This window comes from Corynebacterium frankenforstense (assembly GCF_030211955.1).
In the GTDB taxonomy this organism is placed as follows: domain Bacteria; phylum Actinomycetota; class Actinomycetes; order Mycobacteriales; family Mycobacteriaceae; genus Corynebacterium; species Corynebacterium frankenforstense_A.
This window is the reverse complement of record NZ_JASODI010000002.1, coordinates 216,317-230,760: the sequence shown is the minus strand read 5'-3', so window position 1 is coordinate 230,760 and position 14,444 is coordinate 216,317. Positions and strand designations below refer to the sequence as shown.

The 14,444-nt window shown below is 70.3% G+C and carries 15 protein-coding genes; 5 read left to right on the top strand and 10 right to left on the bottom strand.

All coding sequences use genetic code 11. From position 1 onward, the window contains the following. The first annotated feature begins 128 nt into the window (after positions 1 to 128). From QP119_RS02110 to QP119_RS02100, 3 genes are read left to right on the top strand one after another with little or no spacing between them, the layout of a single operon-like run. Positions 129 to 728, top strand: a complete 600-nt coding sequence (locus QP119_RS02110; protein WP_284773357.1) for a biotin transporter BioY — start codon at positions 129 to 131, stop codon at positions 726 to 728. Further along, positions 706 to 1,389: an energy-coupling factor ABC transporter ATP-binding protein gene (locus tag QP119_RS02105; protein WP_284773355.1), complete on the top strand. Its 684-nt coding sequence runs from the start codon at positions 706 to 708 to the stop codon at positions 1,387 to 1,389. Before QP119_RS02110 ends, QP119_RS02105 begins: the two co-directional genes overlap by 23 nt. Positions 1,390 to 1,406: 17 nt before the next feature. Beyond that, entirely contained in the window at positions 1,407 to 2,021 is a 615-nt protein-coding gene (locus QP119_RS02100; protein ID WP_284773369.1) for an energy-coupling factor transporter transmembrane component T family protein, read from the top strand. A 105-nt stretch (positions 2,022 to 2,126) separates the two neighbouring features. Here the strand turns inward: QP119_RS02100 and QP119_RS02095 are convergent, their stop codons facing one another. Then, positions 2,127 to 2,963, bottom strand: a complete 837-nt coding sequence (locus tag QP119_RS02095) for a PspA/IM30 family protein (protein ID WP_284773353.1) — start codon at positions 2,961 to 2,963, stop codon at positions 2,127 to 2,129. A 115-nt stretch (positions 2,964 to 3,078) separates the two neighbouring features. Between QP119_RS02095 and QP119_RS02090 the strand changes: the two genes are divergently transcribed. Beyond that, the gene (locus QP119_RS02090; RefSeq protein WP_284773351.1) at positions 3,079 to 3,423 is read left to right on the top strand and encodes a helix-turn-helix domain-containing protein; all 345 of its coding nucleotides are present in this window, start codon (positions 3,079 to 3,081) and stop codon (positions 3,421 to 3,423) included. A gap of 27 nt (positions 3,424 to 3,450) precedes the next feature. Here QP119_RS02090 and QP119_RS02085 read toward each other — a convergent pair whose 3' ends face one another. Both QP119_RS02085 and pgsA read right to left on the bottom strand, forming a co-directional pair. Then, entirely contained in the window at positions 3,451 to 3,921 is a 471-nt protein-coding gene (locus tag QP119_RS02085; RefSeq protein WP_284773350.1) for a CinA family protein, read from the bottom strand. Then, the gene (gene pgsA, locus QP119_RS02080; protein WP_423777740.1) at positions 3,918 to 4,508 is read right to left on the bottom strand and encodes a CDP-diacylglycerol--glycerol-3-phosphate 3-phosphatidyltransferase; all 591 of its coding nucleotides are present in this window, start codon (positions 4,506 to 4,508) and stop codon (positions 3,918 to 3,920) included. The genes QP119_RS02085 and pgsA overlap by 4 nt, the downstream gene beginning before the upstream one ends. 27 nt (positions 4,509 to 4,535) lie before the next feature. Here pgsA and QP119_RS02075 point away from each other — a divergent pair, with 27 nt between their 5' ends. Continuing rightward, positions 4,536 to 4,826: a YciI family protein gene (locus QP119_RS02075; RefSeq protein ID WP_284773347.1), complete on the top strand. Its 291-nt coding sequence runs from the start codon at positions 4,536 to 4,538 to the stop codon at positions 4,824 to 4,826. Between the two features lie 57 nt (positions 4,827 to 4,883). On the opposite strand, the gene QP119_RS02070 is transcribed toward QP119_RS02075, so the two are convergent. From QP119_RS02070 to dapB, 7 genes are all read right to left on the bottom strand, one after another. Next, the gene (locus QP119_RS02070) at positions 4,884 to 5,903 is read right to left on the bottom strand and encodes a TerC family protein (RefSeq protein ID WP_284773346.1); all 1,020 of its coding nucleotides are present in this window, start codon (positions 5,901 to 5,903) and stop codon (positions 4,884 to 4,886) included. 195 nt (positions 5,904 to 6,098) lie between these two features. After that, the gene (locus QP119_RS02065; RefSeq protein WP_284773344.1) at positions 6,099 to 9,068 is read right to left on the bottom strand and encodes a DNA translocase FtsK; all 2,970 of its coding nucleotides are present in this window, start codon (positions 9,066 to 9,068) and stop codon (positions 6,099 to 6,101) included. A gap of 67 nt (positions 9,069 to 9,135) precedes the next feature. Further along, positions 9,136 to 9,762, bottom strand: coding sequence for a TIGR03085 family metal-binding protein (locus tag QP119_RS02060; protein WP_284773342.1), 627 nt, complete (start codon positions 9,760 to 9,762; stop codon positions 9,136 to 9,138). Between the two features lie 19 nt (positions 9,763 to 9,781). After that, a complete protein-coding gene (locus tag QP119_RS02055; RefSeq protein ID WP_284773340.1) occupies positions 9,782 to 11,827 on the bottom strand; it encodes a ribonuclease J in 2,046 nt (681 codons plus the stop codon). Positions 11,828 to 11,829: 2 nt separating this feature from the next. Next, positions 11,830 to 12,735 carry a 4-hydroxy-tetrahydrodipicolinate synthase gene (gene dapA / locus QP119_RS02050; RefSeq protein ID WP_284773339.1) on the bottom strand — a complete coding sequence of 302 codons (906 nt, stop codon included), beginning with the start codon at positions 12,733 to 12,735 and terminating at the stop codon, positions 11,830 to 11,832. Between the two features lie 127 nt (positions 12,736 to 12,862). After that, a complete protein-coding gene (gene thyX / locus QP119_RS02045) occupies positions 12,863 to 13,621 on the bottom strand; it encodes an FAD-dependent thymidylate synthase (protein WP_284773338.1) in 759 nt (252 codons plus the stop codon). A 3-nt stretch (positions 13,622 to 13,624) separates the two neighbouring features. Then, a complete protein-coding gene (dapB, locus tag QP119_RS02040) occupies positions 13,625 to 14,371 on the bottom strand; it encodes a 4-hydroxy-tetrahydrodipicolinate reductase (RefSeq protein ID WP_284773336.1) in 747 nt (248 codons plus the stop codon). Positions 14,372 to 14,444 lie beyond the last annotated feature (73 nt).

Sequence of the window (14,444 nt, the reverse complement as noted above, 5' to 3'; positions counted from 1 at the left end):
GATGCAATATCGGAATCAGACCCTTGAACCCCTAACCGCTTAGAATTAAACCAGTCCAACTTTCGGGGGCTAGTTCACCCCGAACCCCGGGGATTTCTCTTAAACGGCGTTCAGGATATGCTGTGCACATGCCTCAGAGAAACAAACTTCTCGACGTCGCCTACTGCGCCGTCTTCGCAGCCCTGATCATCGTATTCGCCTTCGTCTCCATCCCGGTCGGCGCCCTCGGTGTGCCGATCGTGCTGCAGAACGCGGTCATCATCCTCGCCGGCCTCGTGCTCGGCGCGCGACGCGGCTTCCTCTCCGTCGCCCTCTTCCTCGTCATCGGCCTGGTCCTGCCCGTGCTCGCGGGCGGCCGCACCGTCATCAGCGCCCTGGGCGGTCCGACCGTCGGCTACATCGTCGGCTACCTGGTCTCCGCCTTCGTCGCCGGCCTGATCGCCTACCGCGCCCGCCCGGGCCGCCGCGGCGAGCAGATCGGCTGGTTCATCCTCGCCGCCGCCCTCGCCCTCGTCTGCCAGTACGCCTGCGGCATCGTGGGCCTCATGATCAGCTCCCGCATCGGCCTGGTCGCCGCGGCCGGCGGCCAGATCCCCTTCCTGGTCCCGGACGCCGCCAAGTGCGTCGTGATGGTCATCGTCGCCCTCGGCGTCCACGCCGCCTTCCCCGACCTGCTGCGTCGACCCAACCGCGCCCGGGACACCGATGCCCGCGATCGAGTTCACTGACGTCTCGGTCGAGTTCGAGGAACGCCTCGTCCTCGACCGCGTCTCCCTCAACCTCACCGAGCACCGCATCGGCATCATCGGCGCCAACGGCTCCGGCAAGTCGACGCTCGCCCGCCTGATCAACGGGCTGGGCGAGCCGACCTCCGGCACCGTGCGCGTCGACGGCCTCGACCCCGTCAAGGACGGCCGCGAGGTACGCCGCAAGGTCGGGTTCATCTTCTCCGACGCGGACAACCAGATCGTCATGCCCAGCGTGATTGACGACGTCGCGTTCTCCCTGCGGCGGATGCGACTGCCCCGCGCCGAACGACGCGAGCGGGCACGCGCGGCGTTGGAGCGCTTCGGACTGGCCGGCCACGCCGACCAGTCCCCGCACCTGCTCTCGGGCGGGCAGAAGCAGCTCCTGGCGCTGACCGCCGTGCTCGTCACCGAGCCGGAGACCGTCATCGCCGATGAGCCGACGACGCTGCTGGACCTGCGCAACCGCCGCATGATCCACGACGTCTTCGCCGGCCTCGACCAGCAGCTGATCGTGGTCACCCACGACCTCGACCTGGTCGCCGACGCCGACCGGGTGATCTACCTGGGCGACGGCGGGATCGTCGCCGACGGAGAGCCGCGCGAGACCATCGCGCGCTATGTCGCGGACATGGAGCGCTGATGGCACGCATGCGGATGATGCCGCGCGCGGTGCCGCTCGGCGTGCACGTGCCCGGCGACACGGTCATCCACCGCGCCGACGCAGACCTGAAGCTGATCGTGGTGACCCTCTTCATCCTGCTGGCCACCATCTTCGGGCGCAGCCCGCTCGGGGTGGCCCTCTGCGCGGTCATCGTCGCCGTCGGCTACCTCGTCGCGCGTATCCCGTGGGCGGCCGCGTGGTCACAGATCGCCGCCCCGCTGCCCCTGCTGCTGGTGCTCGGCGCCTTCCAGTGGTGGCAGAACGACCTGGTCACCGGCGCGGTGACCGTGGGGCTGCTCGGCTGCTCGATCATGGGCGCGGGCCTGCTTCCGCTGACCACGACCATCGAGGAGCTCCTCGACGCCGTGGAGCACGGGCTGCGGCCGCTCAAGCGCTTCGGCGTGCCGGCCGAGAACATCGCGCTGGCGCTCTCGCTGACCCTGCGCCTGATCCCCCTGCAGCTGGCCACCGTCGGCGACGTCCTCGACGCCCGGCGGGCCCGCGGGGCGGGCTTCTCGCTGACCGCGGTGGCCACCCCCGTCATCGTGCGCTCGCTGCGGCGCGCCCGCGCTCTCGCCGAGGCGCTCGCCGCGCGCGGGGCGGGTGACTGACGCCGGGCGCTTGGCCGCGGCCGACTGACCTGCCTCTCAACAAAAAGAACGGTGTCCCTGGAGGGCCACCGTTCTTCCGGCTTTGTGCGGACTAGCCGCGACGTACTACTCGCCGCGCAGCTCGCGCATACGGCGGGCGACGGCATCCTGGCTGACGTTCGAGGTGTCGGGGGCACCACCCTCGATGGCCTCGCGCTTCGAGCCGGAGGTGACCTCGTTCTCGCCGTTCATCTCGGCGCGGATCTGCTCCAGGCGCGAGTGGCCGGCCATCTGCACGCCGGCCTGCTGGACCTCGGCCATGCGGGCCTCGACGGAGTTCTCCGCGAGCTCGGCCTGGCCCAGGGCGTTGGCGTAGCGGCGCTCGATCTTCTCGCGGACCTGGTCCAGGTTCGGCGAAGAGCCCTGCTGGGTCAGCGAGTTCATCGACTGGACGGACTCGGCGACCTTCTCCTGCATCTTGGCCTGCTCGAGCTGGCTGAGCAGCTTGGAGCGCTCGGCGACCTTCTGCTGGAGCTGGGCGGCGTTGCGCTCGACGGCGGCCTTGGCCTGCTCGGCCTGGCGGATCGCCTGGTCGTGCAGCTTCTTGGTGTCCTCCACCGACTGCTCGGCGGTGACCAGCTGTGCGGCGAAGGCCTCGGCGGCGTTCTCGTACTCGACGGCCTTGCGCTCGTCGCCGTCCGCACGCGCCTTGTCGGCGAGCTTGAGGGCCTGCTTGGTGTTGGCCTGCAGCTTCTCGATCTCGCCGAGGCGGCGGTTGAGCTGCATCTCGAGCTGGCGCTGGTTGCCGATCACGGCGGCGGCCTGCTGCGAGAGCTCCTGGTGCTGACGCTGCGCCTCCTCCATGGCCTGCTGGATCTGCACCTTCGGGTCGGCGTTCTCCTCGATCTTGTTGTCGAAGAGCGCCATGAGGTAGTTCCAGAACTTCTTGAACGGGTTCGCCATGAGAGTAGTCGGCCTCCTGCTTCGGTCGGCGGTCTGAATTGCCCCCATGATAAACCACGGCCGCGACAAAACACCGCAGGGAACAAAACCGGCGTCCCGGCCGTTATAGATAGTGATGCTCACCGATACCGCTGTCATGACCGCCCAGGCGCCCGCGCACACCCGCCGGCGCCGCCCCGAGCCGCTCCTGCGTGCCGCGCTCGGCGAGGCGCTGCGCGGGTTCCGCCGCGACCGCAACGTCACGCTGCGCGAGCTCGCCGAGACCGCCCGGGTCTCCCCCGGCTACCTCTCCGAGATCGAGCGCGGCCGCAAGGAGGCCTCCTCCGAACTGCTCGCCGCCGTCTGCCACGGACTCGGCGTCTCGCTGGCCGACGTCCTCATCGAGGCCGCCGGCTCCATGGCCATCGAGGAGGCCATCGACGAGGCCGTCGAGGAACTCACCGAGATGCCGGCCGAGTGAGACCGACCGGGTAGGCAGAGCAAGAAACTAGGCCGCGAGCGCCTCGGCCAGGAAGCCGAGGGCCGCGTCCACGGCCGCCGCGCGGATCTGCGCGCGCGAGCCGTCCAGGTCCACCCGACGGGTGCGGGTGGACTCCCCCACATGCGCGAGTCCCAGGTGGACCTCGCCGACGGGGTGCCCGTCCTGGGGCTCGGGCCCGGCCACGCCCGTCAACGACACCGCCCAGTCACAGCCGAGGCGCTCGCGTGCACCCTCGGCCATGCCGGCCGCCGTCTCGGCGGCGACGGGACCGCACCGGGCGAGCACCGCGGCGTCGACAAGCGCCAGGCTGCCCTTTAAGTCGGTGGCGTAGGTGACCAGCCCGCCGCGCAGCACGGCGGAGGCGCCGGGGACGTCGGCGACCGTCGCGCAGGCCAGGCCGGCCGTCAGCGACTCGCAGAAGCCGAGGGTCTCGCCGCGCTCCCCCAGTACGCGCAGGATCCCCCGGGCGCCGTTCACCGGGTACCCGCCCTGTTCTCGCGGTGGGAGTCGACGAGGTACTGGATGCCGGTGACGGCGGTGACGAGCACGGCCGCCCACATCACGGCGCGCGAGGGCCAGTCCATCCAGTCGGGCAGCGGGCACAGGTAGAGGCCGACGGCGACCGACTGCAGGGCGGTCTTGATCTTGCCGCCCTTGGAGGCGGGCACCACACGGCCGCGGCGCAGCTGCACCATCCGCCAGGCGGTGATGCCCAGCTCGCGCACGACGATGATGCCGGTGGCCCACCAGCTCAGCCCGGCGGTCAGGTTCAGGCAGACCAGCGCGGTGATCATCAGCGCCTTGTCGGCGATGGGGTCGGCGATCTTGCCGAAGTCGGTGATCAGGCCGCGGGCTCGGGCGATGTCGCCGTCGAGCTTGTCGGTGATCATCAGCGCGACGAAGAGGGCGAAGGCCGCCCACATCCAGCCGAGCTCCTCGCCACCGGAGCGCAGCACGAGCCACGCGAAGACCGGCACGAACAGGATGCGCAGGCTGGTCAGCACATTGGGCAGGTTGAGATTGCTCGGCCTCGCGGCGGGCGATGGGGACGTGGACACGCCCACCACCCTACCCGGGTCTAGGATCGTCCCATGAACACCTTCGCAGTCCTCTACGAGTACGACCCCGAGAACCCCGCCATCGCCGAGACCCGCCCCGAGCACCGCAAGTTCCTGCGCTCCCTGCTCGACTCCGGGCGCCTGATCGGCTCCGGCCCGTTCACCGACGCCGAGGGCGGCGCGCTGATCGTGATCTCGCTCGAGGAGGGCGCCGGCGTCGCCGACGCGGAGAAGGTCATGGACGACGACCCGTTCACCGTCGCCGGGCTGATCCAGAAGCGCACCGTACGCCCCTGGAATCCGGTGCTCAACATCTGGGGCTAGTCCCCCGCCCCCTGGCCGGTCCCCGCGGGAACCGGCCTTCTTCTACGTCGGGGGCCGCTACTCCGTGGGGGCCTTGGCCCGGGTGTCGACGGCACCCTGGGCCTCGTCGCGCTTGTTCTTCCAGATCGACGCGACGACCGTGATCGTGAGCACGACCACGATGAAGATCAGCGAGAACTCCGTGCCGACCTCGGGGGCGGCGTAGACGTTGTCACCGCCGTTGATGAACGGCAGGTTGTTCTCGTGCAGGGCGTGCAGCAGCAGCTTGATGCCGATGAAGCCCAGGATGACCGAGAGGCCGTAGGACAGGTACACCAGGCGGTCGAGCAGGCCGTCGAGCAGGAAGTACATCTGGCGCAGGCCCAGCAGCGAGAACGCGTTGGTGGTGAACACCAGGTAGGCCTCGGTGGTGATGCCGTAGATCGCCGGGATCGAGTCGAGGGCGAAGAGCACGTCGATCAGCCCGATGGCGATGAGCGCCACCAGCAGCGGGGTGAAGGCGTGCTGGCTCTTTTTGTGGACGATCAGGTGGTCCTTCTCGTAGCCCGAGGTGACCGGCACGACCTTGCGCAGCATCTTGATGACCCACATGTCGTTCGGGTCGGTCGGCGGGGCGTCGCGGACCTCGTCGATGACCATCTTGGCGGCGGTGACCAGCAGGAAGATGCCGAAGATGTAGAAGACGTCCGACCAGGCCTCGATGACCGCGGCGCCGGCCAGGATGAACAGCAGACGGAAGAAAAGCGCCAGCGCGATGCCGATGAGCAGTACCTTCTGCTGGTACTTGCGCGGGATCTGGAAGGCGCCCATGATCAGCGCGAAGACGAAGAGGTTGTCGACGCTGAGCGCCTTCTCGGTGACGTAGCCGGTGAGGAACTCGACGCCGTGCTGGTGGGTCCAGACCACGTAGACGAAGACGCCGAAGGCCAGCGCCAGGCCCACGTAGAAGGCCGACCACCAGGCGGCCTCCTTGATGGTGGGCTCGTGCGGGGTGCGCACGTGGGAGTAGAAGTCGAAGACGAAGAACCCGAGGATCACCAGGATGGTGACCGCCCAGATCCAGAACGGCACAGTCATAGAGACACAAACCTCCGGTCGCGAAGTCGCTTGAGAACCGGAGGTCTCCCCCACTCGCCGCGCGAGCCGGCCCTACCGGGCGCCGAAGGCGGCGCCGTGCTGACGATGAGGACCGTGGGGCGGGGTACTCCCCTCCATGGGGGATCATCCTACATGCCGGGTGCCCGCACGGGCACCCGGCTCACGCAGGCGCCGTCAGACCGCCCCGCCCGAGGGGTTGTGACCGGCGGCGTCCACGACGCGCACGTCCTCGGAACCGCCCGCGGTGCCGGGCGCGGCGTCGTCAATCGACGCCTCCTCGACCTCCTTGGGCGCCTCGGCGGGGTCGGCGCCCTTGATCATCCAGATGATCGTGTCGAGCTCCTCGGGCTTGACCAGCACGTCGCGGGCCTTGGAGCCCTGCGAGGGGCCGACGACGCCGCGGGTCTCCATGAGATCCATCAGGCGGCCGGCCTTGGCGAAGCCGACGCGCAGCTTGCGCTGCAGCATCGAGGTGGAGCCCAGCTGCGAGGTGACGACGAGCTCGACGGCCTCGAGGAGGTCGTCCATGTCCTTGCCGATCTCCTCGTCGATCTCTTTCTTCGCGTCGGACTGCTTGTCCTCCGTGACGCCCTCCGCGTAGTGCGGCTCGGCCTGCGCCTTGGTCGCATCGACCACGCGCTGGATCTCGTCGTCGGTGACGAAGGCGCCCTGGAGGCGCTGCGGCTTGCCGGCGCCCTGCGGGATGAACAGGGCGTCGCCCATGCCGATGAGCTTCTCCGCGCCGCCCTGGTCCAGGATGACGCGCGAGTCGGTCAGCGAGGAGGTGGCGAAAGCCAGGCGCGAAGGCACGTTGGTCTTGATCAGGCCGGTGACCACGTCCACCGAGGGGCGCTGGGTGGCCAGCACCAGGTGGATGCCGGCCGCGCGCGCCTTCTGGGTGATGCGCACGATGGAGTCCTCGATCTCCTTCGGCGCCGTCATCATCAGGTCGGCCAGCTCGTCGACCACGCAGACGATGAACGGGTACGGGTGGTACTCGCGCTGCGAGCCCGCCGGGGCGGTGACCTCGCCGGAGCGGACCTTCCGGTTGAAGTCCTTGATGTGGCGCACGCGCGCGGACTTCATGTCCAGGTAGCGCTGCTCCATCTCCTCGACGAGCCACTGCAGGGCCGCCGAGGCCTTCTTCGGCTGGGTGATGATCGGGGTGATCAGGTGCGGGATGCCCTCGTACGGGGTCAGCTCGACCATCTTCGGGTCCACCAGGATCAGGCGGACCTCCTCCGGGGTGGCGCGCGTGAGCAGCGAGACCAGCATGGAGTTGACGAAGGCCGACTTACCGGAGCCGGTGGAGCCCGCGACCAGCAGGTGCGGCATCTTCTGCACGGAGGCGGAGATGAAGTCGCCCTCGATGTCCTTGCCCAGGCCGATGAGCATCGGGTCGTGGTTGCCGGCCACCGCCGGGGCGTTGAGGACGTCGGCCAGGCGGACCAGCTCGCGGTCCGTGTTCGGCACCTCGATGCCCACGGCGGACTTGCCGGGGATCGGGGTGAGCAGGCGGACGTTGTCGGTGGCCACCGCGTAGGCGAGGTTGGACTGCAGGTTGGTGATCTTGGAGACCTTGACGCCCGGGCCCAGCTCGACCTCGTAGCGGGTGACCGTCGGGCCGCGCGAGAAGCCGGTGACGGCGGCGTCGACGTGGAACTCGGCGAAGACCTCGGTGATCGCCTCGATCATGCGGTCGTTGACCGCCGAGCGGGTTTTCGGCGGGTCGCCGTCGACGAGCAGGCTGGTCGGCGGCAGCTCGTAGTCGGCCTCGCCGACGGGGCTGCGCATCTCCACCGGCTGCTCGGGCTTAGGCTGCGTCTCGCTCTTCGGCGTGGAGGCGGGCACAGCGGCGGCGTCGATGCCGGAGCGGGCGACGATGGCCTGGCGCATGGCCTCGCGGGACTGGCCGACGGCGTCGCCGGCGTCCTCCTGTGGCGCGGCGGGGGCCTGGTGGGGCGCGGCCTTCTTGGGCGCCTTCTTCTTGGCGGGCTTCGCGGCCTGCTGCGCGGGCAGCACGCGGGTGGCGGCGTCCTGCGGCTCCGGGGTGTCGACGACCGGGATCTCGCCGGTGTCGGCCTCGGAGGCGCCGCCGTCGAAGAGGGTGTACTGCGCGGCGGCGGCCTCGTCCCCGGCGACCGGGTAGGCCTCCATGGGGCTGGGGCGTCGCTTCGATTGACGACGTCGCGCAGGCTTGCGGCGGGCGCGCGGCTGCGGCGTCTCCGCCTCCCCCGGGTGGACGGCGCGCGGCTCGTCGCCGCTGGCGCGGCGCTCGAGCTCGCCGTCGACGGCGCCGTAGATGTCGTCGTCGTCCGCGCCCTCGTCGACGCGTCCGGCGTCCAGGGAGCCGCGGATGGCGCCGACGAGGTAGTCCCAGGCCTCGCGCACGGTGATGCCGGTGACGCAGAGTGCGCCCCAGATGATCACGAGGATGAGCAGCGGGATCGCCACGACGTTGAAGCCGCCGGTGAGCAGGCCGCCGACGAGCAGGCCGACGGCGCCGCCGGCGTCCTTGCGCCCGGCCCAGTCGGCCGGGTCGCCGGCGAAGATGTGGATCAGGCCGAGCATGGCCACCACGATGAGCGCCGCTCCCCCGGTGGCGCGCAGCGGGGTAGACCGCAGGTCGAGCGCACCGGCCATCATGGCCACGGCGAGGGCGACGAGGGCGACGGGCAGCACAAAGGCGCCGGCGCCGATGACCATCTGCACGCCGGTGGCGATGGCGGCACCGACGGGCCCGGCGATGTCGAGCCAGACCGAGGCGCCGATGACGACGGCCAGGCCGATCAGGGTAAGCGCGACGGCGTCGGTGCGGTCACCGGCCTCCGCCGGTTCGGTCTCGTCCTCGCGAGGGGCCTCCTCGGTGGTCATCTGGCGGGACTTCCTCTTCTTCCTCTTGTCCTCGGCCGCTTCTTCGACGGGGTCCTCGCGGCGCGGGCCGCGACCCCCGAAGCGAAGCATCGATCCCACAGCGCGAAAGGCGCTGCCGGTCCTCTCTTCGGAGGTGTCGGCAGCGCGGAAGGCGGACGTGGTGGTCGTGCCGGGGTCACGGTCGCGACGCCGGGCCCGCGGGGGCCGGCGCGTCGACGGACCCGAGCGGGCCGTCCGCTCCGAACGGTGCGTGGAACTGCTCACTGTCATGCCGTTCACTCTAGTTGCCGGTGCCCCACCATTCACACCAGACACACGGGGTGTCGGGAGGTAAAGTTCAGAGGCTTGATCGATTGACCGCGGCCTCGTCGCCGCCGATCTCGACGTCGACGGCGTCGCGGCCGAACGCCCACAGCAGCAGCTCGCCGGGCTCGCCGGTCACCCGCACGACGTCGTCGCCCTGCTCGGCGACCCCGCGGCCCCGGGCGGCGACCACGTGCGTGCGCCCCGGGGCGGTGAGGATGACGGGCTTTCCCGAGGAGCGCAGCAGCATGGTGCCCATCCGGCCCACGGCAGCCCACAGCTCGTCGTCGACCACGCGGGAGAAGTCGCGCGGGCGGGCGGTGCCGTCGGCGCGACGGACGTCCTCGTGGTGGACGAAGTTCTCGGCGGTGTTGACCGCCCGGTCCAGCCAGTGCATCGGGTTCCAGCGCGGGGCGCCGGCGGCCCAGTCGCGCACGGTCTGCGCGTAGTCGCCGCCGAGCACGTCGGCGGTCACGTTACGCAGATGCCCGGACGCGGGCGGCAGGAACATTCCCGCCGCCGCGTCCGGGCGGTGTTCGCGCACCCAGAGGTGCGCGGCGAGGTCTCGGGTGGTCCAGCCCTCGCAGAGCGTGGGGGCGTCCGGTCCGAGCTCCAGCAGGAGCTCGGCCAGACGGCGGCGTTCAGCCATGGCGAAAGTCATGGCCCCACCCTACCGCCGCTTAGAGCGACTCCCGGGAGGCCTCGATGTCCTCGTCGGTGACGGGCTCGTCCGGCTCGCCGGTCATCGGGATGACCGTCGGCAGCACCATCGGCTCGCGGCGCCACTTCTGCTCCACGAAGCGGGAGACCTTGCGGCGCAGCTGGCGGACCATGCGGTAGGGGTCGTTCTCGCCCTCGGCCGCGAGGTCGTTCATCGTGTTCTCGACGAGCTCGCGGACCTCCGGGACCACGCCGCGGTCGTCCTCGGAGAAGCCCTTGGTCTGGACCAGGGGCGCCTCGAGCAGGCGGCCGGTGCGGTTGTCGATCACGGCGGTGATGTCGACCACTCCTCCGGTGCCCAGCGAGGTGCGGTCGGCGAGCACGTCGGCGTCGACCTCGCCCATGGTGGTGCCGTCCACGTAGAGGTGGCCGACCGGGATCTGGCCGACGACGCGGGCGCGGCCGTCGACCAGGTCGACGACGACGCCGTTCTGCGCGAGCACCGTGCGGTCCTCGGGCACGCCGGTCGAGATGGCCAACTCCTTGTTGGCGCGCAGGTGGCGCCACTCGCCGTGGACCGGCATGGCGTTGCGCGGGCGGGCGGCGTTCCAGAGGAAGAGCAGCTCGCCGGCGTAGCCGTGGCCGGAGGTGTGCACCTTCGCGTCGCGGCTGGTCACCACGGTCGCGCCGATCTGCGCGAGCATGTTGATCACGCCGAAGACGGCCTCCTCGTTGCCGGGGACCAGCGACGAGGACAGGATGATCAGGTCGCCGTCGCGGACGGTGATCTGGCGGTGCTCACGGCGGGCCATGCGCGACAGGGCGGCCATCGGCTCGCCCTGGGTGCCGGTGGTGATCAGCACGACCTTGTGCGGGGCCATCTTGGCGGCGTCGTCGATGGAGACGATGGTGCCGCGCGGGGCCTTGAGGTAGCCCATGCGCTCGGCGATCTCCATGTTGCGGATCATCGAGCGGCCGTTGAAGGCGACCTTGCGGCCGGCGGCCACGGCGGCGTCGACGGCGGCCTGCACGCGGTAGACGTTCGAGGCGAAGGACGCGAGGATGATGCGCTGCTTGGCCTCGGTGATCAGGCGCTTGAGGGTCGGGCGGATCTCGGCCTCGGAGGCGGAGACACCCGGGGTGGTCGAGTTCGTCGAGTCGCAGAGCATCAGGTCGACGCCCTCGTCGCCGAAGCGCGACAGCGCCGGCAGGTCGGTCGGCTTACCGCCGGTCGGGGTCTGGTCCAGCTTGATGTCGCCGGTGTGGATGACCAGGCCGGCGCCCGTCTTGATGACGATGCCCAGGCAGTCCGGGATCGAGTGGTTGACGTTCCAAAAGCGCAGGTTGAACGGCCCGCGGTTCTCCTCGGAGGTGTCCGAGACCTCGATCAGCTTCGGACGCTGACGGTGCTCCTTGCACTTGGCGGCGATCAGGGCCAGCGTGAATTTGCTGCCGATGATCGGCAGGTTCGGGCGCAGCTTGAGCAGCCACGGGATGGCGCCGATGTGGTCCTCGTGACCGTGGGTGATCACCAGGGCTTCGACGCGGTCCAGCTTATCCTCGATGGGGCCGAAGTCGGGCAGGATCAGGTCCACGCCCGGCTCGCCGGAGGACGGGAAGAGCACGCCGCAGTCCACGATGAGGATGCGGTTGTTGTACTCGAAGACCGTCATGTTGCGGCCGATCTCGGAGATGCCGCCCAGCGCGTAGATGCGCAGGCCGTTCTTCGGGGCCTTCGGCGGCTCCGGCAGACGCTTGGTCAGGTCGGCACCCTGCATCGACTTCACGGGGTTGCGCTGGCCGCGGTTGCCGCCCCGGCCGCCGCGACGGCCGCGGCCCTTGCGGTTGCCGCGGCCGTTGCCGCCGTTGCCGCGGCCGTTGCCGTGGTTGCCGTTCGCGTGGCCGTTGCCACCGTTGCCACCGCCACCGTTCTTGCCGTGGCCGTTGCCGTTACCGTTACCGCCGTCGCCGGCGGGCGCCTTGAAGGCGGGCGCGGCGTCGGAGTTCTGCTCCGGCGGACCGGCCTTGCGGGTCACCTTCCGGGCGCGGTTACGGGTCTCACTCATATTTATAGGACTCCAGCTTTCTGCATGTCTTCTCGGAGCTGGTCCACCTCAGCCGCCGTGGGGGCAGGGATGGGGAGGCGCGGATCGCCGACCTCGATGCCCTGCAGACGCAGGGCGGCCTTGGCCATGGCGACGCCGCCCAGACGGGCCTGCGCCTGGACCAGCGGATTCAGTTGGGCGTTGATGGTGCGGGCACGGACGAGGTCGCCGTTGTCGAAGGCGTCGTAGATCTCGCGCAGCTGCGCGGGGGCGACGTGCCCGATCACGGAGATGAAACCGCTCGCGCCGACGGACAGCCACGGCAGGTTCAGGGGGTCGTCCCCCGAGTACCAGGCCAGGCCGGTCTCGCCGATGAGGCGGGTCGCGGCGGAGACGTTACCCTTGGCGTCCTTGACGGCCTGGACGGTGTCCAGCTCGGCGAGGCGACGGATGGTCTCCGAGGTGATCGGGATGCCGGATCGACCGGGGATGTCGTAGAGGCACACCGGCAGGTCGGTGGCCGCGGCCACCGCCTTGAAGTGCAGGTAGACACCCTCCTGAGAGGGCTTCGAGTAGTAGGGCGTGACCACGAGCAGCGTGTCGGCGCCGGCCTCGGCGGAGGCCTTGGCCAGCTCGACCGAGGCGCGGGTGTTGTTCGTGCCCGCGCCGGCGATGATGCGGGCGCGGTCGCCCACCTCGTCCTTGACCGCCTTGAGCAGGGACAGCTTCTCCTCGACGGTGGTGGTCGGCGACTCGCCGGTCGTGCCGGCGAGTACCAGGCCGTCGCACCCCTTGTCGACGAGGTGGGCCGCGAGCTTGCGGCCGGCCTCGAGGTCGAGGTTCCCGTCCGCGTCGAACGGCGTGACCATCGCGACGCAGACGGTGCCGAAGACGTCGGCACCGTTCTTAGCTGTCAAACCTGTACTCATGGGCAACAGAGTACCTGGCTCGCGCCTCCGGGGCCGCACCAGCCCGCCCCGGGCGCGCCGCCTGTCCCCCGACCGGTACCCCCGCTCCCCTTGACGGCACCCCGCCCCGCCCCCGAGGGGCGCCGACTCAGAAGTCGGTGACGTAGGGGCTGGTGGCCATCTCGGAGCCGTCGGCGAGCTCGGCGATCTCGAAGTCGGAGAAGACCACGGGGGCGTTCTCGCGCAGCAGCTTCAGGCAGGCCACGGCCAGGGACCGGATCTCGACGTCGGCGTGCTCGGTGGCGCGCATGCCGATGAAGTGGCGCCAGGCGCGGAAGTTGCCGGTGACCAGGAGCCGGGTCTCGGTGGCGTTGGGCAGCACCGCGCGGGCGGCCTGCCGGGCCTGCTTCTTGCGCAGCAGCGCGTTCGGCTCGCCGTCGAGGCGCTCCTCGAGGGCGTCGAGTAGCTCGTTGTAGGCGAAGCGCGACTCGTCGACGGCGCGCATCATCAGCCGGTTGAGCTCCTCGTCCTCCGCGATCAGCGGCGGGACCACCACCTCCGCGTCGCCTGCGTGCACGAAGCGCTGCGAGAGCTGGGAGAAGGAGAAGTGGCGGTGGCGCACCAGCTCATGGCTGGCCGAGCGCGACAGGCCGCGCACGTAGAGCGTCGCCGTGGCGTGCTCGAGCAGCGCGGTGTGGCCGACCTCGAGCACGTGGTGCAGGTAGGCGGCGTTGGCGCGGGTGCGCGGGTTCGGCTTGTCGAAGGTCTCGTAGCAGGCGCGCCCGGCGAACTCGATGAGCGCCTCGGCGTCGGTGGCCGTCTCGTCGGCGAACCAGTCGACGTCGGCCGGCGGGGTGAAACTGGTGCAGGCGATCAGCTGCACGTCGAGCGAAGCGGAACGTGCCACGTTCTACAGCCCCAGGTAGGAGTCGAGTCCGACGGTCAGGCCCGGGTGGGCGGCGATCTCGCGGACACCCAGCAGCACGCCGGGAACGAAGGAGGTGCGGTCGTAAGAGTCCTGGCGGATGGTCAGGGTCTGGCCCTGCGAGCCGAAGATGACCTCCTCGTGGGCGTTCATGCCCTGCATGCGCACGGCGTGCACCGGCACCCCGTCGACGTCGGCGCCGCGGGCGCCGTCGAGCGCCTGGGCGGTCGCGTCGGGGGCCGGGGGCATGCCGGCCTCGCGGCGGACCGCGGCGATGCCCTCGGCGGTGTGCACGGCGGTGCCCGAGGGGGCGTCCAGCTTGTTCGGGTGGTGGAACTCCACGACCTCGGCCGAGTCGAAGAAGCGGGCGGCGTGGCGGGCGAAGGCCATGGTCAGCACCGCGGAGACGGCGAAGTTCGGCGCGATGAGCACGCCGGTGGCCGGGTTGGCCCCGCACCAGGAGCGCACCTTCTCGATGCGCTCGGCGGTGAAGCCGGTGGTGCCCACCACGGCGTGGATGCCGTGGTTGACGCAGAACTCGAGGTTGCCCATCACGGCGTCCGGCACAGTGAAGTCGATGACGACCTCCGCGCCGCTGTCGACGAGCACCTGAAGGTCGTCGTCGTGGTCGACCTCCGCGACCAGCTCCAGGTCCTCCGCGTCGCGCACGGCCTGGGCCATCACCGAGCCGACGCGCCCCTGCGCGCCGAGCACTCCCACCTTGACCGTCATTAGTGTCCTCCTCGATCGATCGGGTCCAACGTCCTTCTGCCCCGACAGTCTAGGCCAGGCACACCGTTCGTCC